Source organism: Eubacterium xylanophilum ATCC 35991 (assembly GCF_000518685.1).
GTDB lineage: Bacteria > Bacillota > Clostridia > Lachnospirales > Lachnospiraceae > Eubacterium_F > Eubacterium_F xylanophilum.
Genome location: NZ_JAEB01000015.1, coordinates 48,751 through 72,283, shown reverse-complemented (window position 1 = coordinate 72,283; position 23,533 = coordinate 48,751). Strand labels below are relative to the sequence as shown.

General features: G+C 41.8%; 22 protein-coding genes. 8 read left to right on the top strand and 14 right to left on the bottom strand.

What is annotated here, in order from left to right:
* Nucleotides 1–8: 8 nt before the first annotated feature.
* Genes L877_RS0104565 through L877_RS0104550 form a run of 4 tightly spaced genes read left to right on the top strand, consistent with a single transcriptional unit; the run spans nt 9 to nt 4,195 of the window.
* Entirely contained in the window at nt 9–1,196 is a 1,188-nt protein-coding gene (locus tag L877_RS0104565) for an anti-sigma factor antagonist (RefSeq protein ID WP_026835082.1), read from the top strand.
* Nucleotides 1,197–1,206: 10 nt separating this feature from the next.
* The gene (locus tag L877_RS0104560) at nt 1,207–1,869 is read left to right on the top strand and encodes a phosphoribosylanthranilate isomerase (protein ID WP_026835081.1); all 663 of its coding nucleotides are present in this window, start codon (nt 1,207–1,209) and stop codon (nt 1,867–1,869) included.
* 17 nt (nt 1,870–1,886) lie between these two features.
* Nucleotides 1,887–3,332, top strand: a complete 1,446-nt coding sequence (pepD, locus tag L877_RS0104555; RefSeq protein WP_034785084.1) for a beta-Ala-His dipeptidase — start codon at nt 1,887–1,889, stop codon at nt 3,330–3,332.
* Between the two features lie 23 nt (nt 3,333–3,355).
* Entirely contained in the window at nt 3,356–4,195 is an 840-nt protein-coding gene (locus L877_RS0104550) for an aldo/keto reductase (protein ID WP_026835079.1), read from the top strand.
* Nucleotides 4,196–4,201: 6 nt separating this feature from the next.
* On the opposite strand, the gene L877_RS0104545 is transcribed toward L877_RS0104550, so the two are convergent.
* The 4 genes from L877_RS0104545 to L877_RS0104530 form a co-directional block, all read right to left on the bottom strand.
* On the bottom strand, nt 4,202–4,540 hold the full coding sequence (locus L877_RS0104545; RefSeq protein ID WP_026835078.1) for a DUF4366 domain-containing protein: 339 nt from the start codon (nt 4,538–4,540) through the stop codon (nt 4,202–4,204).
* Between the two features lie 186 nt (nt 4,541–4,726).
* Nucleotides 4,727–5,050: a septation regulator SpoVG gene (gene spoVG / locus L877_RS0104540; protein WP_026835077.1), complete on the bottom strand. Its 324-nt coding sequence runs from the start codon at nt 5,048–5,050 to the stop codon at nt 4,727–4,729.
* Nucleotides 5,051–5,170: 120 nt separating this feature from the next.
* Nucleotides 5,171–6,292, bottom strand: a complete 1,122-nt coding sequence (gene glgD, locus L877_RS0104535) for a glucose-1-phosphate adenylyltransferase subunit GlgD (RefSeq protein ID WP_026835076.1) — start codon at nt 6,290–6,292, stop codon at nt 5,171–5,173.
* Nucleotides 6,289–7,566 carry a glucose-1-phosphate adenylyltransferase gene (locus tag L877_RS0104530; RefSeq protein WP_026835075.1) on the bottom strand — a complete coding sequence of 426 codons (1,278 nt, stop codon included), beginning with the start codon at nt 7,564–7,566 and terminating at the stop codon, nt 6,289–6,291. Before L877_RS0104530 ends, glgD begins: the two co-directional genes overlap by 4 nt.
* 304 nt (nt 7,567–7,870) lie before the next feature.
* Here L877_RS0104530 and murC point away from each other — a divergent pair, with 304 nt between their 5' ends.
* From murC to L877_RS0104510, 4 genes are all read left to right on the top strand, one after another.
* The gene (murC, locus tag L877_RS0104525; protein WP_026835074.1) at nt 7,871–9,247 is read left to right on the top strand and encodes a UDP-N-acetylmuramate--L-alanine ligase; all 1,377 of its coding nucleotides are present in this window, start codon (nt 7,871–7,873) and stop codon (nt 9,245–9,247) included.
* Nucleotides 9,248–9,542: 295 nt separating this feature from the next.
* Complete coding sequence (locus L877_RS0104520) at nt 9,543–10,709, top strand: DnaD domain protein (protein WP_026835073.1); 1,167 nt, start codon at nt 9,543–9,545, stop codon at nt 10,707–10,709.
* A gap of 32 nt (nt 10,710–10,741) precedes the next feature.
* Complete coding sequence (locus L877_RS0104515; RefSeq protein ID WP_026835072.1) at nt 10,742–11,746, top strand: ATP-binding protein; 1,005 nt, start codon at nt 10,742–10,744, stop codon at nt 11,744–11,746.
* Between the two features lie 68 nt (nt 11,747–11,814).
* Entirely contained in the window at nt 11,815–12,987 is a 1,173-nt protein-coding gene (locus L877_RS0104510) for a ribose-phosphate pyrophosphokinase (RefSeq protein WP_026835071.1), read from the top strand.
* A gap of 410 nt (nt 12,988–13,397) precedes the next feature.
* Here L877_RS0104510 and L877_RS0104505 read toward each other — a convergent pair whose 3' ends face one another.
* The 10 genes from L877_RS0104505 to panB all read right to left on the bottom strand — a co-directional run bounded on the left by L877_RS0104505 (nt 13,398) and on the right by panB (nt 23,507).
* Complete coding sequence (locus L877_RS0104505) at nt 13,398–15,455, bottom strand: glycoside hydrolase family 13 protein (protein ID WP_242837117.1); 2,058 nt, start codon at nt 15,453–15,455, stop codon at nt 13,398–13,400.
* 350 nt (nt 15,456–15,805) lie between these two features.
* Nucleotides 15,806–17,629: an ATP-dependent zinc metalloprotease FtsH gene (gene ftsH / locus L877_RS0104500; RefSeq protein WP_026835069.1), complete on the bottom strand. Its 1,824-nt coding sequence runs from the start codon at nt 17,627–17,629 to the stop codon at nt 15,806–15,808.
* A 3-nt stretch (nt 17,630–17,632) separates the two neighbouring features.
* Nucleotides 17,633–18,163 (bottom strand): hypoxanthine phosphoribosyltransferase, encoded by a 531-nt coding sequence (gene hpt, locus L877_RS0104495; protein ID WP_026835068.1) that lies wholly within the window; start codon nt 18,161–18,163, stop codon nt 17,633–17,635.
* A 33-nt stretch (nt 18,164–18,196) separates the two neighbouring features.
* Nucleotides 18,197–19,585, bottom strand: coding sequence for a tRNA lysidine(34) synthetase TilS (tilS, locus tag L877_RS0104490; RefSeq protein ID WP_034785083.1), 1,389 nt, complete (start codon nt 19,583–19,585; stop codon nt 18,197–18,199).
* Between the two features lie 51 nt (nt 19,586–19,636).
* Nucleotides 19,637–19,924 carry an FtsB family cell division protein gene (locus L877_RS12165; protein WP_051437679.1) on the bottom strand — a complete coding sequence of 96 codons (288 nt, stop codon included), beginning with the start codon at nt 19,922–19,924 and terminating at the stop codon, nt 19,637–19,639.
* A 257-nt stretch (nt 19,925–20,181) separates the two neighbouring features.
* Nucleotides 20,182–20,421 (bottom strand): RNA-binding S4 domain-containing protein, encoded by a 240-nt coding sequence (locus L877_RS0104480; protein ID WP_026835066.1) that lies wholly within the window; start codon nt 20,419–20,421, stop codon nt 20,182–20,184.
* A 175-nt stretch (nt 20,422–20,596) separates the two neighbouring features.
* Nucleotides 20,597–20,872, bottom strand: coding sequence for an HU family DNA-binding protein (locus L877_RS0104475; RefSeq protein WP_026835065.1), 276 nt, complete (start codon nt 20,870–20,872; stop codon nt 20,597–20,599).
* 136 nt (nt 20,873–21,008) lie between these two features.
* Nucleotides 21,009–21,857: a helix-turn-helix transcriptional regulator gene (locus tag L877_RS0104470; protein ID WP_026835064.1), complete on the bottom strand. Its 849-nt coding sequence runs from the start codon at nt 21,855–21,857 to the stop codon at nt 21,009–21,011.
* Between the two features lie 16 nt (nt 21,858–21,873).
* Nucleotides 21,874–22,713, bottom strand: a complete 840-nt coding sequence (panC, locus tag L877_RS0104465) for a pantoate--beta-alanine ligase (RefSeq protein WP_026835063.1) — start codon at nt 22,711–22,713, stop codon at nt 21,874–21,876.
* A complete protein-coding gene (gene panB / locus L877_RS0104460; RefSeq protein ID WP_026835062.1) occupies nt 22,713–23,507 on the bottom strand; it encodes a 3-methyl-2-oxobutanoate hydroxymethyltransferase in 795 nt (264 codons plus the stop codon). Before panB ends, panC begins: the two co-directional genes overlap by 1 nt.
* Nucleotides 23,508–23,533 lie beyond the last annotated feature (26 nt).

Below are 23,533 nucleotides of genomic sequence, written 5' to 3'. Positions count from 1 at the left end.
GAAAAAGTATGAAAGAAGAAAAGAAGATTCTCCGAATCTCTGGAAAAATCGATTCCAGCAATGCGGAGAATGTAGAAAAAGATTTAATGGAACAGATAACAGGAGATGACTTTACTACGATTGTAGTGGATGCTTCTAATCTGGAGTACATTTCCAGCGCCGGTTTGCGCGTTCTTCTGAAACTCAAGAAAACATCTGGGGTTCCAGTAAGAGTGGAAGATGCCTCATCCGAGGTTTATGAAATTTTCGAAGTGACCGGTTTTACAGAGATTCTCGACGTTCACAAGAAGCTTCGCCAGATAGACGTAGAGGGATGTGAATTTCTCGGCAACGGCGCCTATGGCCACGTTTACCGAATTGATCCCGAGACTATCGCCAAGATTTACAATCCGGGCCTATCCATGGAATTTGTGAACAGCGAGCGAGAAAGCTCCAGAAATGCCTTTTTGCTGGGTGTACCCACAGCTATCGCCTATGATGTCGTCAAGTGCGGCGACTCCTACGGCGTTGTATATGAACTTTTGAATGCAAAAACCGTAGCGCAGCACATCTGCGACAACCCCGACAAACTAGTCGAAATCGGAACCACCTCAGGAAAGGTCTTGAAGGAGCTTCATTCAATCGAAGTCCCTGAAACCTCCGCATTTGACAGCAGGAAAGATATTTTCAGAAAGTGGATTACCCAGTTCGAGGGAATCATGACTGACGAAGAATACTCCATAGCTACGGAATTTATAGAAAACCTTCCGGAGCGCAGAACATTTTTACATGGAGATTTTAATTCCAAAAATGTCATGTTGAGAGATGGCGAACCTCTCCTAATAGACATTGGAGACGCGGCTTACGGACATCCCGTATTTGACATAGCCATGTTATTCTTGGCATATATTTTCTTGCCAAATAGTCCTATGGACGACAAACTCAAGAGAGGATTTCTCGGCTTTGACAAGGAGCTGGCTCCAAAACTTCTCGCTTCGATTTTGGGAACATACTTTGGAACAAGGGATCAAGATGAGATCAAAAATATTATCGACAAGATAATGCCATTGGCCTCATTATATTCCGCATTCCAGGGAACTACCACCAAGAGGTCCACGCCTGAGACCACTCTTAACGGTTCCCTCCGACATGTATTTTTCCCAAGCCTAAAGGCTTCCGGAGCAAATAAGCTCGACTTGTCGGGATTAAATTTCTAGGAGATTATTTATGACAAAACTCAAGATTTGTGGATTGATGAACGAAGAGGACGCCCTTTTTTGCAAAGATACAGGCGTTGACATAATAGGATTTGTCACAGAGTATCCTCTGGACGTTCCGTGGAACTTATCCAGAGAAATGGTCAAAAACCTGATAGACTCTCTCGAAGATGCGAGAGGCAAAAGCTGTATCGTTGTAGGCGGAGATGCGGATCATGCACTTGAACTGATTCAGTATACCAAGCCCGGATTCGTTCAACTTCACTACCAGGAAACCTTGGATGACATCAGGGATATAGCCGCCAGAACAGATGTGAAGATTATCAAGACCGTTCCCCTAGACGCCGAAAATAGGGAGAGACAGAGTGGAACGGCTGACATCGGAGAATGCGCCAGGCGATTTGCCAAAGCAGGTGCAGATATTCTCCTTGTAGATGCCCGCGGCCCTGAAAATGTGACAAAATCAGGTGCCCTGGATGTAGAACTCTTCGGAGAAGTAAAAAATGCCACTAACCGCCTTACAATGGCTGCCGGTGGCATAGACAGTTCTAACATTCTCGACTATTTAAACTCCCTACATCCCGATATCATCGATATCATGACGGGAGTTGAAGACAGACCGGGAGCCAAAAACCACCCACAAATCACAGATTGCATATCAAAACTTAGATAATTATAGAGGAGAAAAAAGTGAGTAATATTTTAGCTAACCTTGAGCCAGCCAGAGTTTTTCACTATTTTGAGGAAATTTGCAACATCCCACACGGCTCAAAGAATACCAAACAAATTAGCGATTACATAGTAGAATTCGCCAAAAAAAACAGCCTGCAATATAGGCAAGATGAGATGGACAATGTTATCATATGGAAGCCCGGCGTGGGCAGCAGAACAGTCATGCTCCAGGGCCACATGGATATGGTGGCAGTCAAGGATGAAAATGTTCCGAAAAACTTGGAAACTGATGGCCTTGACCTAATTGTGAACGAAGATACTATTACTGCCGATGGAACCTCCCTTGGAGCGGATGACGGTATTGCCGTAGCCTATGCCTTGGCAATACTTGAGTCAGATGATATCATCCATCCAAACATTGAAGCAGTATTTACCGTAGATGAAGAAATAGGCATGAACGGCGCTGCTGCCTTAGATTGCAGCGACCTCAAGTCAACATATCTCCTGAACCTCGACCTGGATGATGACAGAATGGTTTATGCGGGTTGCGCCGGGGGAGCTACTGTGACTACAAGGTTACCTATTGAGAGAGAGATGGTCAGCGGAATATTTTCCCGGATTTCCATAAGTGGCGCCATAGGCGGCCACTCTGGCACAGAGATAATCCATGAGAGCGCCAACAGCGCAAGTCTGCTCGGAAGACTTCTATATGAGCTCCGTGAAAAGGTGGTGTTTCAGCTCACTGACGTATGCGGTGGCGAAAAGGACAATAGCATTTGTCTAAGAGCTAGCGCTGGGATAGTCCTTGAGTCTTACGAGTCCCTTGAAAAGCTGAAGGAAGAGCTTGTCAGCGTATCAGGAGCGATTTGCAGTGCATATAAAACTACTGATCCCAATTTATCCATAAAGATTGGCGAAGAATCGGACTACAGCGGAGAGGCATTTACGCGGGAATCTACTGAAAAAGCGGTGAGCCTTCTGTTCTCAACACCAAACGGAGTAGTAAAGATGGATCCCGATCTCAAGGGATTGGTACAGACTTCCCTCAACCTGGGAATTTTGAGAACGGATGAAGATGTGCAGATTCTCTCCTTCGCGAGAAGTAGTGTGGATTCTGAAAAATTCGCCCTTATCAAACGAATACAATGCAATGCCAAATTGCACGGCGCAAGTGTAGAAGTAACCGGGATACAACCTGCATGGGAGTATAATCCGAACTCTCCTCTTTGCAAGATTGTAGCAGATATTTACCGAGAGGAATTTGGCCACGATGCCACGATTGGCACCATTCACGCCGGCGTGGAATGCGGAATATTTACAGACAAGATTAAGGGTCTGGATGCTATCAGTCTCGGTCCAAATATGGCAGATATCCATACCACAAAAGAAACTCTCGAGATCAAGAGTACTGGAAAAACTTGGAAATTTTTGTTGAAAATATTAGAGAAACTAGCTTCTTGCTAGAAGAAAGAATGTAAGGTGAGCGTATGAATACTATGAGATTATCAAATGGAATTGAGATACCAGCTGTTGGTTACGGATCATTTTTATCTACAGTCGACAAAGGCAAAGATGTGATAAAGACCGCTTTGGATGCCGGATACCGATACATAGATACCGCTAGCTTCTATCACAACGAGGCGGCAATCGGAGAGGCAATCGCAGAATATGGGATTGACCGCAAAGATATATTTTTATGCAGCAAGGTATGGCCTACAATGCTTGCACCCGAGGATTTAAAGGCTTCCTTTGAGAAATCTTTGGCTGACCTTGGCACTGACTATCTCGATATGTTTCTCATCCACTGGCCAAAGGCAAATCAGACAGATGAGGATTGGAAGCACACAATTGCATTGGCTTGGGAGGAAATGGAGCATCTCTATGTCGAGGGCCATGTTAGAGCCATAGGTGTATCCAATTTTCTACCTCACCACCTAAAGGGATTGATTGAAAATGCCAATATCATCCCTATGGTCGACCAATTGGAGCTCCACGTGGGTTATATGCAGGAGTATACTCTTAATTACTTGAAGAGCAACAATATCGTTGTTCAAGCATGGAGTCCACTCGGCAGGGCGGCGCTCCTAGATCATCCTGATGTCAAAAAAATAGCCGATACCCATGGCAAGAGTACGGCTCAGATTCTACTAAAATATTTAATTCAGCGTGATATCGCAGTGATTCCGAAGGCCACTTCTCTAGAGCGCATGCGAGAAAACCAGGATTTGTTCGACTTCGAACTCACCTGGGAAGAATTATCATATCTCTCATGTCTTCCTGAGACAGGTGCCTCTGGAGAGCACCCAGATCGCATTAATTGGGGATAAACTCACTTAGCGAAACTGATCAAGCGCTTTATCTACCATTTTATCAAGCTCTTCTTCATCATATATTTCGTAATCAGGGACGTCCTTTTCTTCGGGGGCGTCTTTTTTGGGCCTCGGATGCTTCTTCATATAGATAGCAATCCCCCCACCTGCTGCCGCTGCTGCTGCAATTCCACTGATAACAAGAGCTTTCTTGCCTTTTTTCCGAAAGTTCTTCCTAGTCTTGGGATTTCCATCAATAAAATTCAAAATAGTATTAATCGATCGGAAAGCCTTTTTCAAACTCATGGAATGCTTTTTATAGGCCTTGGTGACTGATTCCGTTACTTCATAGATGTCCGCCATAATATCCTCCTCTAATTTGTGCCTCCAAAAATTGTCTTACGAACGACGTGAGTAAGACCAGCAGTATGCGTTTATTGTCTTACGAACGACGTGAGTAAGACCAGCAGTATGCGTTTCCATATGCGTCTCAAAAAAATACCGTGCATGCGGGCAAAGCCCACATACACGATAATTCATCTTCATCGTTTAGTCTTCTGCATCTGATGCTGCGCCTACTGCCATATCCTGAACAGCTTGTTGGGCAACTTCATTAAGTGCAGCTCTGTAGCACTCTAGCACTTTGTCCTGCAACATACCACGCATCTCAGCGTTGATAGGATGTGCAACGTCTCTAAACTCACCGTTAGGTGCTTTCTTACTAGGCATCGCAATAAACATTCCCTTATCTCCGTTGATTACCTTGATATCGTGAACAACAAAGCACTCATCAAATGTAACTGAGGCTACCGCCTTCATCTTTGTTTCATTCTGAACTTGTACTATTCTAATACGAATATCTGTTACCTGCATTCTAGTCTCCTCCTTGCTTGTTATGTAATATTATTGACTTTTTTTCGATGAGATACAATCAATCCTTTTGTGTTAAAAGCAATTTGCAACAAATCACTTTTCACATTTCACTACAATTATCTAGAGTACATATCTAGCATTTTTCTCCAACACTACTCTAACGCTTTCAGGATCACCAATATAACTTGAATTCTCCCTAATCGTATCATGACTCTCCACAATACAATTCTCTATATAGGTATTATCCCCGATATATACGTCATTTAATATAAGTGAATTCTTAATTGTACAATTGTTTCCAACGTAAACTTCCTTGAAGAGAATAGAATTTCTAACCTCTCCGTTAATAATGCATCCACTGGAAACTAAACTATTAGTAACACTAGATCCAACGTTATACTTTGCCGGCGGCAAATCCTCAATCTTGGAATTCACCACTGGATACTGATTGAAGAAATAGTCTCTGATATCCCTATTCAAAAAGTCCATATTGGTCTTAAAGTAGGACGAAATCGTGGTAATATTGCTCCAATAAGCTTTCATCGGATATGCATACATCTTCTTAAGACCGCGATATCTAATGAAAATATCCTTAACCAGGTCAAATCCGCCTTCACTTCCTGCTCGCTCAATCATCTCGATAAGTTGACGTCTGCGAATAATATAGATTCCTGTGGAAACTATATTCTTTGATGTAACGATAGGTTTCTCCTCAAATTCGGTAACAAGACCGTTATCATCAATAGAAACCACGCCAAATCGGCTTGGATCCTCCTCATCCCCGAGTTCCTTTGTAACGATTGTTATATCTGCATTCTTGTCTATATGATAACGCAAAACATCATTATAGTCAAGTTTATATACACAATCACCTGACGCAATAACAACATATGGCTCATGGCTTGTCTTCAGAAAATCAATATTCTGACCAATAGCATCTGCAGTTCCACGATACCAATAATTGTTCTCCTGTGTCTGTGTAGGTGTAAATACGTACAATCCTCCCTGCTTACGTCCAAAATCCCACCACTTTGATGAGTTGAGATGTTGAGACAAAGACTTTGAGTTGTACTGTGTAAAGACAGCTACCTTGTTAATATGAGAATTTGCCATGCTACTAAGCGCAAAGTCAATACTACGATATCCTCCTGCAATCGGCAACGCAGATGTAGCTCTTTTAGTCGTCAATTCCGTCATCCTGTTGCTGGCTCCGCCGGCCAAAATAATACCTATAGCTCTCATAATATGTCACCTGCCTTTATCAAAGTTCCTCCACCTTCTAATCTGTGGTTTGGATAATCTTCGATTGTAGTGACTCCTGCAATTGCGGTATTCTTTCCAATGGTCACTCCATCTGGAATAACTGTCTCCTCACCAACTGTTACAAGGTTAAATGCATAAACATCCGGTTTTACCTGATTAACCACGTCATCCGGTCCATCTCCCAAAATACAATTGTCCCCGATAACGGTGTTCTCAGATACTATCGTCTTGTATAGTTTAGTGTTTTTACCAATCTTGGTAGAATTCATGATAATAGAATCCTCAACAACGGCACCTTCTTCTATAACCACGTTAGATCCTATAACTGAATTGTGTACTTTTCCATAAACCTCACAACCATCGCCCATTATAGCCTTATCAATTACTGCTGAATCGGATATATACTGTGGTCTCAACCACTCATTCTTCGTATAAATTTTCCAGAATTCTTCGTACAAGTTAAATATAGGAATAAGATCTATAAGTTCCATGTTCGATTCCCAATACGATCCCAAGGTTCCTACGTCTTTCCAATATCCATTGTACTCATAAGCAAATACTCTATCTCCTCTTTCATGACAATAAGGAATGATGTGTTTTCCAAAATCACATCCCGGTTGGTCTTTGAGCGATATCAATGCTTCTTTAAGTACTGGCCACGAAAAAATGTAAATGCCCATAGATGCTAAATTACTTCTAGGCTCAGCTGGCTTCTCCTGAAATTCCAAAATCTTTTTGCTGTCATCTGTAATACAAACACCAAAACGACTAGCTTCCTCAATAGGTACTGGAATAGTCGCAAGTGTGATGTCCGCATTATTTGACTTATGAAAATCAAGCATCACCTGATAATCCATCTTGTAGATATGATCTCCACCCAGAATCAACACATACTCAGGATTGTAATAATCCATATAGCGCAAATTCTGATAGATAGCATTGGCAGTTCCCGTATACCACTCACTACTATTACTCTTCTCATATGGTGGCAGTACTGATACCCCACCGACATTTCGATCCAAATCCCAAGGAATTCCGATTCCAATGTGAGTATTAAGTTTCAATGGCTGGTACTGTGTCAATACACCCACCGTATCAACTCCCGAATTGATACAGTTACTCAATGGAAAATCTATAATTCTATACTTTCCCCCAAAAGCAACAGCAGGTTTTGCAACATTTGAAGTCAGGACACCTAGTCTAGATCCCTGTCCACCAGCTAATAGCATGGCTATCATCTCTTTTTTAATCACGCGATCACCTCCTGTTGTAATCTGTCATGTGGGTATGTGACTTCCACATGACGACTGTATCTCTATTATACCACAAAATCGGAATTTTTCAATAATATTTACAATTAATTTGACTATTTTCGCAGATTTTTGTAATATTTGCACAAATAAAAGACAGTAAATTGTCGCTTTTTAATTCCAACTCCGTTATGATTTTCAAAGTATTTACTTATTAAATGTTTTATGTTAGAATGATTTATGAGCCTGAAGACTGTATTAAACTCTCAAAACAGGCTAATATTAAAGGAAAAGAGGCATATATAATATGTACAAAATCAACTTTCAAGAAAAGGGCAAGGCTTTCTTTATAGGAATTGGCGGAATCAGTATGAGCGGATTCGCGAAACTCCTCAAGAACAAGGGTTTTGAGGTTGCCGGTTCAGATCGAACCAAGAGCGACATGACCGCAGAGTTAGAAAGCCTAGGCATAGACATAAACTACAAACAAGATGGATCAACTATTGATTCCAGCGTGGACTTCGTAGTCTACACAGCAGCTATATCGGATGACAATCCGGAATTCGCCAAGGCGAAACAGTTAAATATTCCGTTGATCAGCCGCGCTACTATGATTGGCCAGATCATGAGAAATTACAAGACTGCCATCGGCGTCTCAGGAACTCACGGAAAAACTTCCACAACATCCATTGCCTCTCATATACTCATGGCTGCTGACCTAGATCCAACAGTCTCAGTTGGAGGTGTGCTCCCGGAGTTTGGTAACCTTCGCATTGGCCACTCCCCATACTTCCTTGTGGAATCCTGCGAATACACCAACAGCTTTCTTGAGTTTGCTCCAACAATCGGAATCATACTTAATATAGAAGTAGACCACCTCGACTTTTTCAAAGACGAGGAAGATATAAGACACAGTTTCCGCAAATTTGCTGAATTACTGCCGGCAGATGGCGCTCTGATTATCAATTCAGATATCAGAGACTATCAGGAAATTAGCGACAACCTTCCATGTAAAGTGATTACATTCTCACTAAATGACAAGAATGCCGATTATCACGCTGAAAACATTTCCTTCGATGCCACTGGCGGAACATTTTCACTGATTCGCGGCAAAGAAGAAGTTGGACAGTATAAGCTTAATGTTTTGGGAGAACACAACATATCTAATGCAATTTCCTGCTTAGCTATGGCCGATTTCCTTGGAATTGAGCCTGACGTTGCTAAGCTGGGCCTCAGCAATTATAAGGGTGTCGGACGTCGTTTCCAGCACAAGGGAACTTTCAAGGGCGCTACGATTATCGATGACTATGCTCATCATCCATCGGAGATTGCCACCACTATTAAGACGGCCGCCAGTATTCCTCACAACAAGCTGTGGATTGTATTCCAGCCCCATACATACACGAGAACTAAGAGCTTTCTCCATGAGTTTGCCGATGTTCTCGCAAAGGCAGATCACGTTGTTCTCGCAGATATATATGCTGCCAGAGAAAAGGATCCGGGAGATATCTCTTCGGAAGATATTGCGAAACTGATTTCCGAAAAGGGATCGAAAGCGACTTATCTTGGCGATTTTGAAAAAATTATCGAATTTCTTGAAAAAAATTTAATGGACGGGGACCTGTTAATAACCGTAGGCGCCGGAAACGTTGTAGAAATTGGAGAATCGCTGGTTGCGAAGTAAGTTATTGACATTGTTGACAAGGTTATCGACAACCTGTAGAAAAAATAGGCTGTCGATAACTTTTTCATTTAATTTCATGTAAAAAAATAAAATAGTCTCCAAACACCGTGAATTTTGGATTTTTTCACTTTTCATTCTACATCATAAGAATTTAATTGACAGACTTATTGACATTATTGACAGTCTTAACAAAAACCATTCTACAGCTAACGCATGGAATTTTAGCTATTTACAGATTGGAATTTTTGGGGTATTATCTTAATGTGAAAGTCATTAAAATACTATGGAGGAGCAAATGGGGTTAACATTAATTAACAAAGTCAAACCAAATTATACACTTATTCCTAATGAGTTTATTGTATCGCATATGCCCGGATCACACGGTGACTATGTGAAGATATACATATACTTGTTAAGTCTAGATAATCAATCAGAAGAGATCTCCATCTCGAAGATTGCCGATATCCTACAGATAACGGAATCAGATGTCATTAGGGGGCTCAAGTACTGGAATGCCGAGGGAGTTTTAGATATTTCTATGGATGGGGACGAAGTCACATCCATCAGCATTGTCAATTTGGATTCTGCGGAAGAGGAATCCCCTGTAGAAGAGGAAAAAACTGTCAATACTGTCAATAACAGTGTTAATCTAGAGTCGTTAGGCGACTCTGACGACGAGTTGAGATTCACAGGCAGCACAACCAAGCAGGTATCTGTTCCAAAGAAAAAGCATTATGACCCAGCTGTCTTTGCAGCACTTAGTAACGATTTGGAGATTAAAAAATGTTCCGATGGGGTCGAAAATATGTTGGGCCACACTTTCAACCCAAAATATGTGGAAAGTATCATATACCTCATGAGCGAGCTCGGTCTCTCTTCTGAGCTAGTCATGGAAGCCTACAAAATCGCTGTCGTGGACAAGAAAATAGAGAGTATTGAGTATATAGAGCAAATTGCCATCAACTGGAAGACGAATAATATCAAGACCGTCCAGGAAGCAAGAGACTGGTCAGCTATGCACTATGGCCTCTACAATACTGTCAAAAAGGCCCTTGCTATAAAAGGTGAACTGGCACCCGCCGTCAAAGAAAAGATTGATAATCTTTTGAATTACGGCTACGGCGAAGAATTTATCCGAATTGCCTGTGACAAAGAAGCGGTTATGCACCCGGGAAATCCTAGCATCCCATATGTCGATGCCATATTATACGGATGGAAGAAAAAAGGTGTAAAGACAATAGAGGATATAGAAAAGTGCGACAAAGACCACAAAGAAGAGAGTAAAAAAAAGTATGCGCAAAAGTCTGCGGGCGGAACATTTTCCAAGAATGGAGGTAATGCTGTTCCCGCCCAGCGAAAGAACGCCTTCCACAACTATACTCAGAGATCGTATACAGAGGATGAGCTAAAAGCCAGGGAGCGCAGACGTCGCGAACAAGGACTTCGCGATGCATCAAATTAGTTAATAGAGCTAGATTATAGATAGGAGCGGTTATGCAATTACAAAATTATCAATATCAGCAGCTGATCTCGCATTACGAAAAGGTTCAGCTCAAAAATGCGAGGATTTTGGAGAATCGCGTTCGGGAGATTGATGAGAAGATTCCTGCGATTAAGAATATTAACAAGGCCATAGCCATGATTTCTGCCAACAGCGCTTTGAAGAAACTCGGTGCAGACTTGATAGAAGACAAGGAAGGCGGATTCGATGTGGCCGGTGCGACCTTGGATGATATTCCTACTCTATCTAAGAAAAAACACCAACTACTGGTTGAAGCAGGTTATCCCGAAAACTATCTAGATCCGATATACGAGTGTCCGATTTGCCATGACACCGGATATATCGACGACCAGAAGTGTCAATGCTTTAAAAAGCGAATTATCGAATACCTATATGAGGAGTCTAATCTCGGACATGTCCTGGAAAAAGAAAACTTTGATCACTTCGACTTCAATTGTTATTCCGACGGATATATTGACGAAGATGAGAAGATGACTCCGAGAGATAATATCCACATTGTATATGATTTGGCAAAGAATTTCTGTGAGAATTTTGATAAAAACCCTTCTCATCTGTTAATCTATGGCACCACAGGTGTTGGAAAGACCTTCCTCACCCACTGCATTGCCAAGGAAATACTCGACAAAGGTCATACGGTAGTTTATCTTTCTGCCATTGAGCTATTCAATATTCTCGGAAAGTCAAACTTTGGACGTAACACAGATGAGAGCGAACTTAATACCACTTCTGAATTCATCACTGGATGTGATTTGCTCATCATTGATGATTTGGGAACAGAGCTTGTGAACCTCTTTACCAATTCTCAGCTCTATCAAATTATCAATCGACGAATTATCGGCGAGCAGCCTACTATCATTTCAACCAACTTGTCATTCCAAGAGTTGGAAGAAACTTATAGCGAGCGAGTTTTGTCAAGAATTGACTATAAATATACGTTTTTGAAAATATTTGGGGACGATTTGAGAATAAAAAGTTAATTTTTCACTTGACTATTTGAAAAAACCACTATACAATACAAAAGGGAACAAATTTTAAGGAGGCCATAATGAGTCAAAATAATTTCTTGGATGTTATTCCATATGGAGATTTGGGTATTGTTGCTCTTGAGAGTAGCAGAAGTATTGGTGCAAAGGTCGATAGATATATATCTTCTTGGCGTACAGAGAGTGAGAATAGCGAGGAGTCTATCCACTTCACAAGCTACAAGAAGGATTCATATCTCATTGATACAACTTGTCCACGATTTGGATCTGGAGAAGCAAAGGGAATTATCAATGAATCGATCAGGGGAAAAGATTTATACATTCTTTTGGATGTTTGTAACCACAGTCTGACATACAAATTATGCGGTCAGATCAATCATATGTCTCCAGACGACCATTATGCTGATTTGAAGAGAATTATCGCTGCTGCCAGTGGTAAGGCCCGCAGAATTACTGTTATCATGCCTTTCCTCTATGAAAGCAGACAACATAGACGTAGTGCCAGAGAATCTCTTGATTGTGCTCTTGCACTTCACGAACTGATAAATATGGGTGTTGATACGATTATCACATTTGATGCTCACGATCCACGTGTGCAGAATGCAATTCCACTCAGCACTTTTGAAACAGTACAGCCTACATATCAATTTATCAAGGCTATGCTCAAAAATGTTCCGGATATTCAGATGACACCTGAAAAGATGATGATCATCAGCCCGGACGAAGGTGCCACAAGCCGTGCAATCTACTTTGCAGGAGTAGTTGGTGTAAACATGGGTATGTTCTATAAGAGACGTGATTATACAAAGATCGTCGAGGGACGTAATCCTATCGTTGCTCACGAATTCCTGGGAGCAGACGTAGAGGGCAAAGACGTTGTAGTAATCGATGATATGATTTCCTCCGGGGAGAGTATGATTGATGTTGCAACAGAGCTTAAGCGCCGCAAGGCAAACCGAATCTTCGTTGCCTCAACTTTCGGACTATTTACAAATGGTTTTGAGAAGTTTGACAAGGCATACGAGAGCGGACTTATCTACCGCGTTATGACTACAAATCTGGTTTATCAGCCAGAGGAGCTCCTTTCTAAGGAGTACTACATTAACGTTGATATGAGCAAGTATATCGCGCTCCTCATCAACACACTCAATCATGACGCATCTATATCAGGACTTCTTGATCCTTCAGAGAGAATTCACAAGGTTCTCAAGAAGTACGGACAAATTGAAGACTAATTGTCTTACGAACGACGTGAGTAAGACCAGCAATATGCGTTTCCAAACAACCAAAGGGGCTGTCGCACTAACAATTAAAAAATTGTTAGTGCTCAGCTCCTTTTTGTCTCTAAATTGGGGAGATTTTATTATTATTCTTTGTTAATTGAGAAGCGTGAGGGGCATGCATATTCGAAAAAAGAAGGATTTGGCATGCCCCGTAAAATACGGATGAAAAGACATTTTTTAAGAAAACATCCGTATTTAGAGGAATTGCATATTGCTGGGAATGTCAGCACTAGATAAGTATAAAAAAACAGGAAGAGGCCAACCAGAGAGAGACTTCAATGCGCATGCATTGCGTCTCGAGTCGGTTGGACTCTTCCTGTTTTTAGACTGTCTTAGTGCGACAGCCCCTTTTCATATTTACTTTAATATGGTCTGTCTATTGACTTAAGTACAACTGCGCTGTCGCATCCCATATGAACCTCTATATAACCATCTCTTACATCATAGATTTCCGCGCGATTTGTGAAACCTTCTGTACCTGTTCTTGCCATCTGAACCATGTACTCATCATCACTTACTTCAAGGCGCCACACAGGTACTTTTACTGTCCTATCTCCACCGCCCAATTGCACCAATATGCAGAATCTATCCTTATCATCAAATCTACCATATCCAATCAGATTGCCCTCATTTATGAGATAGATTAGAGCACCTGTCTTCAATGCGGCATATGATTTATGTATCCTTATAAGCTCCTTATGGCACCTTATAAGCTCTTGATTTTCGTAGTGCCAAGGATAACCGCGTCGATTGTCAGGATCCGTCCAACCACATAATCCGGCCTCGTCACCATAGTATACGGTAGGCGCTCCTAACCATGTCATCTGCATAACAACTGCTGCCATCATCACGTTGACATTTACGCCCATGTTGGCCGCCTCCGGTCCCGCTGACATAGTACGTCCCACTCTTCCATTGGTTCTCGTCAAAAATCTGGAATGATCATGATTTGACAATTCATTCATGGCCACCAGAAGGGAGTTAATATTAAACCTTGACATATTCTCAGTAATTCTACTGAAGAACTCGTTTCCGTTGCCTCGCAAATCCTGGCGACTGATATCACTGTGCTTATCTATTCCTGTCAAAAACCAGCTTATCGGCTCCATAAACGCGTCATAATTCATGACGGAATCCCATTGCTCACCATCTAGCCACGCCGATGCGTCACCATAATGTTCCGCCAAAATCAATGCATCCTTCTTAGCCGACTTCACAGTCTTTCGAAACTTGCGCCAAAATTCGTGATTATACTCCTCAGAATGACCCAAATCAGCCGCCACATCAAGTCTCCATCCATCCACGTTGTACGGCGGTTCCAGCCACTTTTTGGCAATTTTTAATATATACTTTTCCAGCTTCTCCGAGTTCTCGTAGTTGAGTTTTGGAAGGGTATCATGCCCCCACCATCCGTCATAGCTGCCGTTGTCGGGCCATTTTCCATCCGGATAAAACTGGAAAAAACTATTATAAGGGCTATCTTCATCCGTATAAGCTCCCTTTTTGTACGTTCCCTCTTTTTGGTAGATTTTCTCCCGATCTAGCCACTTGTTAAATGATCCACAGTGGTTGAATACGCCATCGAGAATTACTTTCATACCGCGACGATGTACTTCCTCCATAAACTTGGCAAAGAACTTATTGCTGGCTTCCAGATTCTCCTTGTTTACAACACGCTGAATATACTTTGTGGCATGGGTATTGTCTTTATCCCACTCCTCCAGAGGTTGACCCCCGTCATTCTTGATAACCGTATAATGAGGATCTATATAATCATAATCCTGAGTATCATATTTGTGATTTGATGGAGAAACAAAGATCGGATTCAGATAAAGCACCTCAACGCCCAAATCCTGCAAATAGTCGAGTTTCTCCATAACTCCCTTCAAATCCCCGCCATAGAACTCTCTGACATCCATAGTTGCAGGATACTTGTTCCAGTCCTTTACGCGAACTACATGCTCTCCTATGTAAGAATACTCCCTGTCGACTACGTCTGTAGAAGAATCTCCATTATAGAATCTATCCACAAAAATCTGGTACATAACTGCACCTTCCGCCCACTCCGGAACTTCAAAGCCCGGAATAATATCATAGTCGAAGCGTGAATCATAGCTATCCATGTCCCCTCGTTTGTTAAAGTAAACACTTTGGTTATTCTTCACAATTTGAAACTGGTAGGTATATCTCTCTCCGCCCATGGTCATGTGTATGCTGTAGTAATCGAACATTTTTCTTGAAAACTCCAGCTTCATCTCATGGCTTCCGTCCTTGTCAACCAAGAACACCTTGTCCACATTGTTTCGCCCTACTCTACATCTAATTGTAACTCGTTGATTTTTCTTGGGATTTTTGGGTAATACATATAAGCTTGAACCTGATGAAAATATTGCCTCTCTATTCAAATAATCTCCTGGCATAAATACTCCTTATCTTGCCGGATAACTCCGGCTACATCTTCAGTCCTGCTTTCATAGAATACTCTTGTACATTATAAACCTTTATAAAAGTCAAAAGGACAGCTCACATCTGCTGTCCTTTTGGGAGAAGGTATTTTTGTTACTTATGGGGTGTAGCAAAAACTATATAATGTATTGGGGTTTACGATAGTAAGTATAGCACCATGCAACATTTCAGTGTGCACAAACATTGAATTTTTTTTAAAATTCTTTTTGTTAGATTTGCCCAATGCTCTTCTCCAAAAAGGTATAATGCACAATTCACAGAGCATAATCAACATTTTATTGTTAATTTTGTTCTATGGGTTATATCATACAATCTCAGTATTGTCGAATAATTGCTCGAATTCCTCTCTGGTGATTCTCTCCTTCTGAATCAGAAGATCAGCCAGTTTGTCGAGAATTTTTCGATTCTCTGTGAGAATATTTGTCGCTTTCTCATAGCACTCATCTATGATTTTCTTAACCTCTGCATCGATAATCTCAGATGTGGCATCACTGAAGTTCTGCGTATGAGCAATATCTCTGCCGAGGAAAACCTCATCGTCGCTAGTCTCGTAATTGATCATTCCCAATTTACTGGAAAATCCATACTTAGTTACCATATCTCTTGCATATCCTGTGGCCTGCCTGATATCCTGAACAGCACCTGTAGTCACATCGTCGAATACGATGCTCTCAGCAATTCGCCCGCCGAGAGAAACTATGATATTCTCTAGCATCTCGCCCTTGGTGACATGCATATTGTCCTTTTCCGGCAATGGCATAGTATAACCGGCTGCGCCCTCTCCGGTAGGAATGATAGACACAGTATACACCGGACCCACTTCCGGAAGAAGATGGAAGAGTATAGCATGTCCCGCCTCGTGATATGCTGTAATCTTCTTATCTCTATCTGTAATGATACGGCTCTTCTTCTCCGTTCCTATTCCAACTTTGATAAACGATTTCTTGATGTCCTCATCGAGGATATATGCTCTCTTGTCCTTAGCCGCCGATATAGCTGCTTCATTCATGAGATTCTCAAGATCTGCACCGGCAAATCCGGCAGTTGCTCTGGCAACATCCTTCAAATTGACATCTTCACCGAGAGGCTTTTCTCTGGTATGAACTTTGAGAATCTCCTCTCTTCCCCTCACGTCCGGTCTGCTTACCATGACTCTTCGGTCAAATCGTCCGGGACGCAGAATCGCAGGATCAAGGATATCAACACGGTTTGTAGCCGCCATCACGATGATTCCCTCATTCTCACCAAATCCATCCATCTCAACCAACATCTGGTTAAGTGTTTGCTCTCTCTCGTCGTGTCCGCCTCCGAGACCGCTTCCACGTCGTCTTGCAACGGCGTCTATCTCATCAATAAATACGATACAAGGTTTTCTCTTCTTTGCCTCTTCAAATAAGTCTCGCACTCGTGACGCACCCACACCGACGAACATTTCCACAAAGTCTGATCCTGAGATACTGAAAAATGGTACGCCGGCCTCACCTGCTACGGCCTTGGCGAGCAACGTCTTACCGGTACCCGGAGGACCTACCATAATTATTCCCTTGGGAATCCTTGCTCCCAGCGCGGAATATTTTTCCGGATTTGAGAGAAAATCTACAACTTCCTCGAGCTGCTCTTTCTCCTCATTAAGTCCTGCCACGTCCGCAAATGTCTTGACTTTATCATCTGGCATTGTCAGCTGAGCGCGACTCTTGCCAAAATTCATGACTTTTCCACCGGATCCGCCATCTCCCCTGGATGTCATCATACTCATAAACAAGAAAAGCATAATGGCAATCAAAACATATGGTAAAATGTTGACATACCATGGTGTTCCCGTCACGTCATTTACTTTTACATTAGTAAAGTGATTATTGTCCAAATACTGCAAGATGCTGTTTACATTTGGAACATATAGATTTTTCTTAGTATTGTCAGTTTTTACAATTTTCAATACACCCGTTGGAACTTCTGGGTTCTGAACGATTTCAATTGTGGCAATGTTTCCACTCGCTATGTCGTTCTTGAACTGCTCCATGTTGTATTCTGTATTGTCCTGGCCCGAATAAATGCGTGTTGTCAAAAATGCAAGGCCAATGGCAATGATTATGACAAATATCAGTCCGTATCCTCTTGTGCCCTTCAAATGTTAGTCCTCCTTAATTATTAACTCTCCAATATAGTCGAGATTGCGGTATTTCTGAGCATAATCCATTCCAAAGCCCACAACGAACTTGTCAGGAATCTCAAATCCCACATAGTCCACATCGACTTCCTTAACCCTTCTAGATGGCTTGTCAAGCAGCGCACAAAGCTTCAGACTTGCCGGCCCTCTCTTAGCCAGGGTGCTAAGGAGAAAGCTTAGAGTACTTCCTGTGTCGACGATATCTTCAATGACAAGTACATCATCGCCTCTAATCTCCAGCTCGTCATCCTCTACGATTCGGATTGCACCACTACTTACAATCCCATCTCCATAACTGGAAACCGTCATAAATTCGAATTCCACCGGAACCGTCAATCTCTTTGCCAACTCACATGTAAAAAATACACTTCCCTTGAGTATACAGAGCAATGTGACCTTCTTCCCCGCATAGTCTCTGTTGATCTGCTCTGCAATCTCATCAATTTTGTCACTTATCTCTTTTTTAGATATAAGTTCGTTAATTTCTTCTTTCATTTTTCCTCCAGATATCTCATACTTTGGCCTGAATCAGCCCGGTGTAATAACCACTACCAAGACATTGGTGGTTGACTCAGTAACCTTGTAATCGTAACTAATTCTACCGGGAATCGCCCAAATCACGTGGTTGTCATCTGCGAGAACAACTTCCTTCTCTCTGACTGATTTTGGTATCTTCTCATCAATAAAGTACCTTGACAGCTTCTTGCGATTTCCCTCAGAATCCATGATGAAGTAATCTCCCTCATTGGGGTTCCTAAATCTCATTTTATTCTTAATTCTATCATAATCAAACCATTTAGTATAGTCTTTTTCGGGAATTTCTTGCTGTAAATCTTCTCGCTTAATGACGTCCATTACTACTCTCATCCTGTCTCCTCTGATGTCTATTACCTTTTCAAAAGGCACATCCACCTCTATATCCACGGACCTGGACAAGCGATTAGAATCCCTAAACCACACCTTATCATATCTCTTCTCGACAAATATTCCGCCGGGCAGACATACCATCTTACCCGTATCCATCTCCACAAGATCAGCAATCATCTTGTAGTGGACCTCCGTGATATCCTTCAGGCTATCCGTCATATTTTCTAACGTCAGTCGTATAATCTCATAGCATATATACTCGTCACATTTGAGAAAATCCTTGCAATCAAAGTAGTATTCTCCGCCATCCATGCGAACAATCTTCATATATCTCTTCTTTGCCTGCTTCTCAACATACATATTCTGCCTTTTAATCTTCTCAGCTGCCCTGGCAATATGCTCCACCGCATTTATATTAATATTCTCCTCAATAAAGGGAATCACATCTAAGCGCAACTTGTTGCGGGAATATTTCTTCTCAAAATTGGTTGAGTCATCTATGTACTCCAGATTATTTTCCTGAATATAATCGAGAATCTCCTCTCTGGAGGCAAAGAGAATCGGCCTAATTAGAAACTCACGCTTTGGTGCGATACCAGATAATCCCCTAGGACCACTTCCTCTAAACAAGTGGAACAAAACAGTCTCCGCCACATCTCCCATGTGGTGGGCAACTGCTATCTTCCTGTATCCCTTCTCGATGCATATACTTCTCATGGCATCATACCTGGCATGTCTTCCTGCCTCTTCCTCAGACATCTTGAGATTCTTCGCCATCTCCGTGACATCTACAACCTCGCAGTGATACTCAATGCCATATTTCTTCGCCATGTTCTCCACGAACCGCTGATCCCTATCAGCTTCCTCACCGCGAATACCATGATTGACATGTACAACACAGAGACTAAGCTCGTACTCATCCTTGAGCTTAACTAAAACATCCAACAGGCACACCGAATCGCGACCGCCGGACACTCCTAGGATAATCCTATCGCCCTTTACCAACAACTTATTCTTCTCTGCATATTCCCTAACCTTATCAATAAACATAAAAATCTCCTATAACATGAAAAGAATCACGCCATTCTCAGACATGATTCTCTACTTTGCTTTGAATACGATTTCATCGCTATAAACTAAACCAAACTTCTCTCTAGCCACATCTTCTACGTACTCATCTGTCTGCATGTACGCTTTCTTCTGCGCGATTTCATCCTTTTCCTGCTCTAATTCCTGTTTTCTGTTCTCCAACTCAACTCTCTGCTCATCGAGTGACGCACTCGTGCTTTTCAACTCATAAATCTGCACAGCCGAGTACAAGACAGAAATAGCAAGAATAACAGCCGCTAACATAAATAGCGCCTTACGACTCTTCTTTCTATTCTTCATTCAATACCTCTCAAACATAACATGCTCAAACACACATGTCTTTCTAACACTTACTCTACTTTTTCTCAATTATCACTTTTCTTATCTTTTTCTAGTTTCTCATTCTACACCTGTCATTTTTCTATTAGTGTAGAACATATATAATTATATAGAATTTTGGTCAAAAATTCAAGGGTTTTTTCAATATTTGTTAAAAAAAATCACAACTTTTTTTGAAAATGTTCCGGCACCACTATTTGCCGTCACAAAATCCCCCTCTAGAGCACCTTGTAAAGCTCTTTGGCCTCATCCTTCTTATATGTCTCCTCCAGGCTCAAAACTTCAACTTTGGTAGTCTTGTTTCCAAATTGAATCTCGATAACATCTCCTATCTTCACATTATATGATGCCTTGGCAACATTGTCATTTACGAGAATTCGCCCTGCATCACATGCCTCGTTAGCCACGGGTCTTCTCTTAATCAACCTCGACACCTTCAAATACTTATCTAATCTCATTGTTTTCTCCTTGTGCGATTATTGTCTTACGACCGAAGGGAGTAAGACCAGCAATATGCGTTTCAATTAATTGTCTTACGACCGAAGGGAGTAAGACAATTCCCAAAAAGCGAAAAAAACGCCAACCCACTTGAGATTGGCGTTATAAATTCCCTTTTCGAAAACTATTAATGAATTATTTATTAACAGCGTCCTTAAGAGCTTTTCCAGCCTTGAACTTAGGTGCATTAGAAGCTGGAATAACCATCTCTGCTCCTGTTGCAGGATTCTTACCTTTTCTCTCAGCTCTCTTAACTACTTCGAAAGAACCGAAACCAACCAACTGGATCTTATCGCCAGCCTTGAGCTGCTCTGTTACAACATCAACGAAAGCCTTTACTGATGCCTCTGCATCTTTCTTTGAAAGACCTGTCTTACTAGCGATAGCTGCTACTAAATCTGTCTTATTCATGGATTATATCCTCCTCGTTTATTTTCTAGAATTATACGTAAACTTCGTACGTTTTAAGCTACTATATATATTTATAAACCTATTTTAGCGATTTGTCAAGTGTTTTCGGCAAAAAAATCACTATTTAAGGGCATTTTCAAGGTTTTTTTCGAATTTTTGATGGGGCAACTCCATACATTTTCTTAATCAACTTACTAAAATGATATGCATCGTCATATCCAACCCGCTTCGCCACCTGTGAAATCCCGAGTTTTTCCTCGTTTTCAAGCATTATTTTGGCCTGTTCTAATCTTATTCTTATCAGGTAGTGAATAGGCGATTCTCCCATCTTCGCCTTGAAAAGCTTTGATATGTAGAAGGGACTCAAGTAGAGCTCCTCAGCAATTTGATCCAGAGATATCTTCTCAGCAAAATGTTCCTCCAGATAGGCCGCCAGCTTTATAGGAACTTCCTCTGTCTTGGAGTACTCGAAGATTTCACCCTGAATCAGCGAGTCCACCTCATACTGCTCCCTTGCAATCAATATTAGAAGCCTCTCCATCAGCGACTTTACCATATAGTATCGCCCAAGCTTTCTCGACCTGTTCTCGGTCTCCATCTCTCCACAAACCTTCTTAATCTCTTTCCAAACCTCTCCCTTGGTATGGAAAACCGATTTGCCGTTCCTGAGATTAATTTGACCCTCATGCATCCCCGAAAATTTGAAGTTGATTGCACCAAAGAAAAATTCGCGGCGAGGCATATCGCCTTCCCTGATTATGCTCTCATGCCTTGTGCCCGGTAGGAAAACCATTACATCTCCTTCTCTAACATCCACGTATTCATCGCCAATGTGATATATACCCTCACCCTCGAGGATAATCCCAATCTCCATAAATGCGTGGCTGTGAAAATTATTCTCGCTCTCTGTTCGATGAATCTCACCTGAAAAAAGTAGCTGTGGGTTGAATTCTCCCTCGACCAAATCAAATTCCGAATATTGCATGTTCTACCTCTTTACTCTATACTATAAAGTTGTCTATTAACCTCGTCTTTCCTATGTAAACAGCAATTGCGCAGAGTACCTCTCCATCAATCTCGCTGATTTCATCGAGCCCATCCCAGCTGACTATTTCTACATAATCGATCTTTGCGAGCGGCTCATTTTCTATAATCTCTCTAATAGCTGATGTCACCTTGCTTACGCTCTTTTCGCCACCACGAACCAGCTCCTCACCTGCAGCTAACCCTCTGTGAAGTACCAAGGCAGCCTGTCTCTCCTCCGGATTTAGATAGGTATTTCTCGAGCTCTTCGCCAATCCGTCCTCTTCTCTGATTATCGGACATCCTACTATCTCCAGTGGAAAGTTCAAATCGCGGACCATTCTCCTGATTACCGCAAGCTGTTGCGCATCCTTCTGTCCAAAATAAGCTTTGTCGGGTGTTGTAATGTTGAAAAGTTTTGATACAACAGTGCAGACTCCCCTAAAGTGTGTCGGTCTGGTTTTACCGCAAAGTCCCTTTGTAAGACCATCCATATCCACATATGTACAGAAGTCATCGTAGTACATTTCCTCCGGTTCAGGGTGGAAAACAACGCTAGCTCCTGTCTCCTCGCAGAGTTTGGCATCCCTGTCCAGATCTCTTGGATATGTAGCCAGATCTTCCGTCGGTCCAAACTGAATAGGATTTACAAAGACACTTACTACAACTTTTGTATTCTCCTCCACTGCTTTTTTGATAAGACTCTGATGTCCCTCGTGGAGATAACCCATAGTTGGCACAAGACCGATAGTCTCGCCAGCCTTTCTCCATTCTTTTATTATGCTTCTAAGTTCTTCAACTGTATTTACAATTTTCATTAGTACTCATTCTCCTTTGCTGGGAAGACTCCTGCGCTTACTTCCTCTTTGAATTTTACAAATGCTTCTTTCATAATATCCCCGATATTGGCATATTTCTTGACAAACTTCGGTGTAAAATCAGAAAACATTCCGAGCATATCCTGATATACAAGCACCTGACCATCACAGGCAGAACTTGCTCCTATACCAATAGTTGGAATGCTTAACTGCTCAGTAATCTTCACTGCAACCTGGCTTGGAACACCCTCTATAACCACGCAAAATGCTCCTGCCTCCTCGACAGCCTTAGCATCTTCAATTATTCTCATAGCCGCTTCTTCGTCGCGTCCCTGAATCTTAAACCCGCCAAATGCCTTGATAGATTGAGGGGTTAAACCGACATGTCCGCAAACAGGAATTCCGGTTTCGACAATTGCCTTTATCTGCTCCTTTATATTCACTCCGCCTTCGATCTTTACTGCATCAGCGTGGCCCTCCTTTATCAGGCGACCTGCATTTACAACTGCATCATAAACCGAAGTCTGGTAGGACATAAATGGCATATCAGTGACAACCATAGCATTGCTGGCACCTCTGGCAACCGCCGCACTATGATGAATCATGTCCTCCATCGTTACGGATATGGTGTTTTCATAACCTAAAATCACATTTCCAAGGGAATCCCCAACAAGAATACTGTTGATTCCGGCCTCATCTATAAGCTTCGCTGTAGAATAGTCATAAGCCGTCAACATTGTGAGTTTCTCGCCCTTTTCTTTTGCTTCTTGAAAAGTTAATACTGTGTTTTTCATCTTATTCCTCCATATTTTGAAAATAT

Coding starts and splice junctions, on each gene's coding strand:
- L877_RS0104565 (WP_026835082.1), top strand. CDS start 9: ATGAAAGAAGAAAAGAAGATTCTCCGAATCTCTGGAAAAATCGATTCC.
- L877_RS0104560 (WP_026835081.1), top strand. CDS start 1,207: ATGACAAAACTCAAGATTTGTGGATTGATGAACGAAGAGGACGCCCTT.
- L877_RS0104550 (WP_026835079.1), top strand. CDS start 3,356: ATGAATACTATGAGATTATCAAATGGAATTGAGATACCAGCTGTTGGT.
- L877_RS0104545 (WP_026835078.1), bottom strand. CDS start 4,540: ATGGCGGACATCTATGAAGTAACGGAATCAGTCACCAAGGCCTATAAA.
- spoVG (WP_026835077.1), bottom strand. CDS start 5,050: ATGCAGGTAACAGATATTCGTATTAGAATAGTACAAGTTCAGAATGAA.
- glgD (WP_026835076.1), bottom strand. CDS start 6,292: ATGAGAGCTATAGGTATTATTTTGGCCGGCGGAGCCAGCAACAGGATG.
- murC (WP_026835074.1), top strand. CDS start 7,871: ATGTACAAAATCAACTTTCAAGAAAAGGGCAAGGCTTTCTTTATAGGA.
- L877_RS0104520 (WP_026835073.1), top strand. CDS start 9,543: ATGGGGTTAACATTAATTAACAAAGTCAAACCAAATTATACACTTATT.
- L877_RS0104515 (WP_026835072.1), top strand. CDS start 10,742: ATGCAATTACAAAATTATCAATATCAGCAGCTGATCTCGCATTACGAA.
- L877_RS0104510 (WP_026835071.1), top strand. CDS start 11,815: ATGAGTCAAAATAATTTCTTGGATGTTATTCCATATGGAGATTTGGGT.
- L877_RS0104505 (WP_242837117.1), bottom strand. CDS start 15,455: ATGCCAGGAGATTATTTGAATAGAGAGGCAATATTTTCATCAGGTTCA.
- hpt (WP_026835068.1), bottom strand. CDS start 18,163: ATGAAAGAAGAAATTAACGAACTTATATCTAAAAAAGAGATAAGTGAC.
- tilS (WP_034785083.1), bottom strand. CDS start 19,585: ATGTTTATTGATAAGGTTAGGGAATATGCAGAGAAGAATAAGTTGTTG.
- L877_RS12165 (WP_051437679.1), bottom strand. CDS start 19,924: ATGAAGAATAGAAAGAAGAGTCGTAAGGCGCTATTTATGTTAGCGGCT.
- L877_RS0104480 (WP_026835066.1), bottom strand. CDS start 20,421: ATGAGATTAGATAAGTATTTGAAGGTGTCGAGGTTGATTAAGAGAAGA.
- L877_RS0104475 (WP_026835065.1), bottom strand. CDS start 20,872: ATGAATAAGACAGATTTAGTAGCAGCTATCGCTAGTAAGACAGGTCTT.
- L877_RS0104470 (WP_026835064.1), bottom strand. CDS start 21,857: ATGCAATATTCGGAATTTGATTTGGTCGAGGGAGAATTCAACCCACAG.
- panC (WP_026835063.1), bottom strand. CDS start 22,713: ATGAAAATTGTAAATACAGTTGAAGAACTTAGAAGCATAATAAAAGAA.
- panB (WP_026835062.1), bottom strand. CDS start 23,507: ATGAAAAACACAGTATTAACTTTTCAAGAAGCAAAAGAAAAGGGCGAG.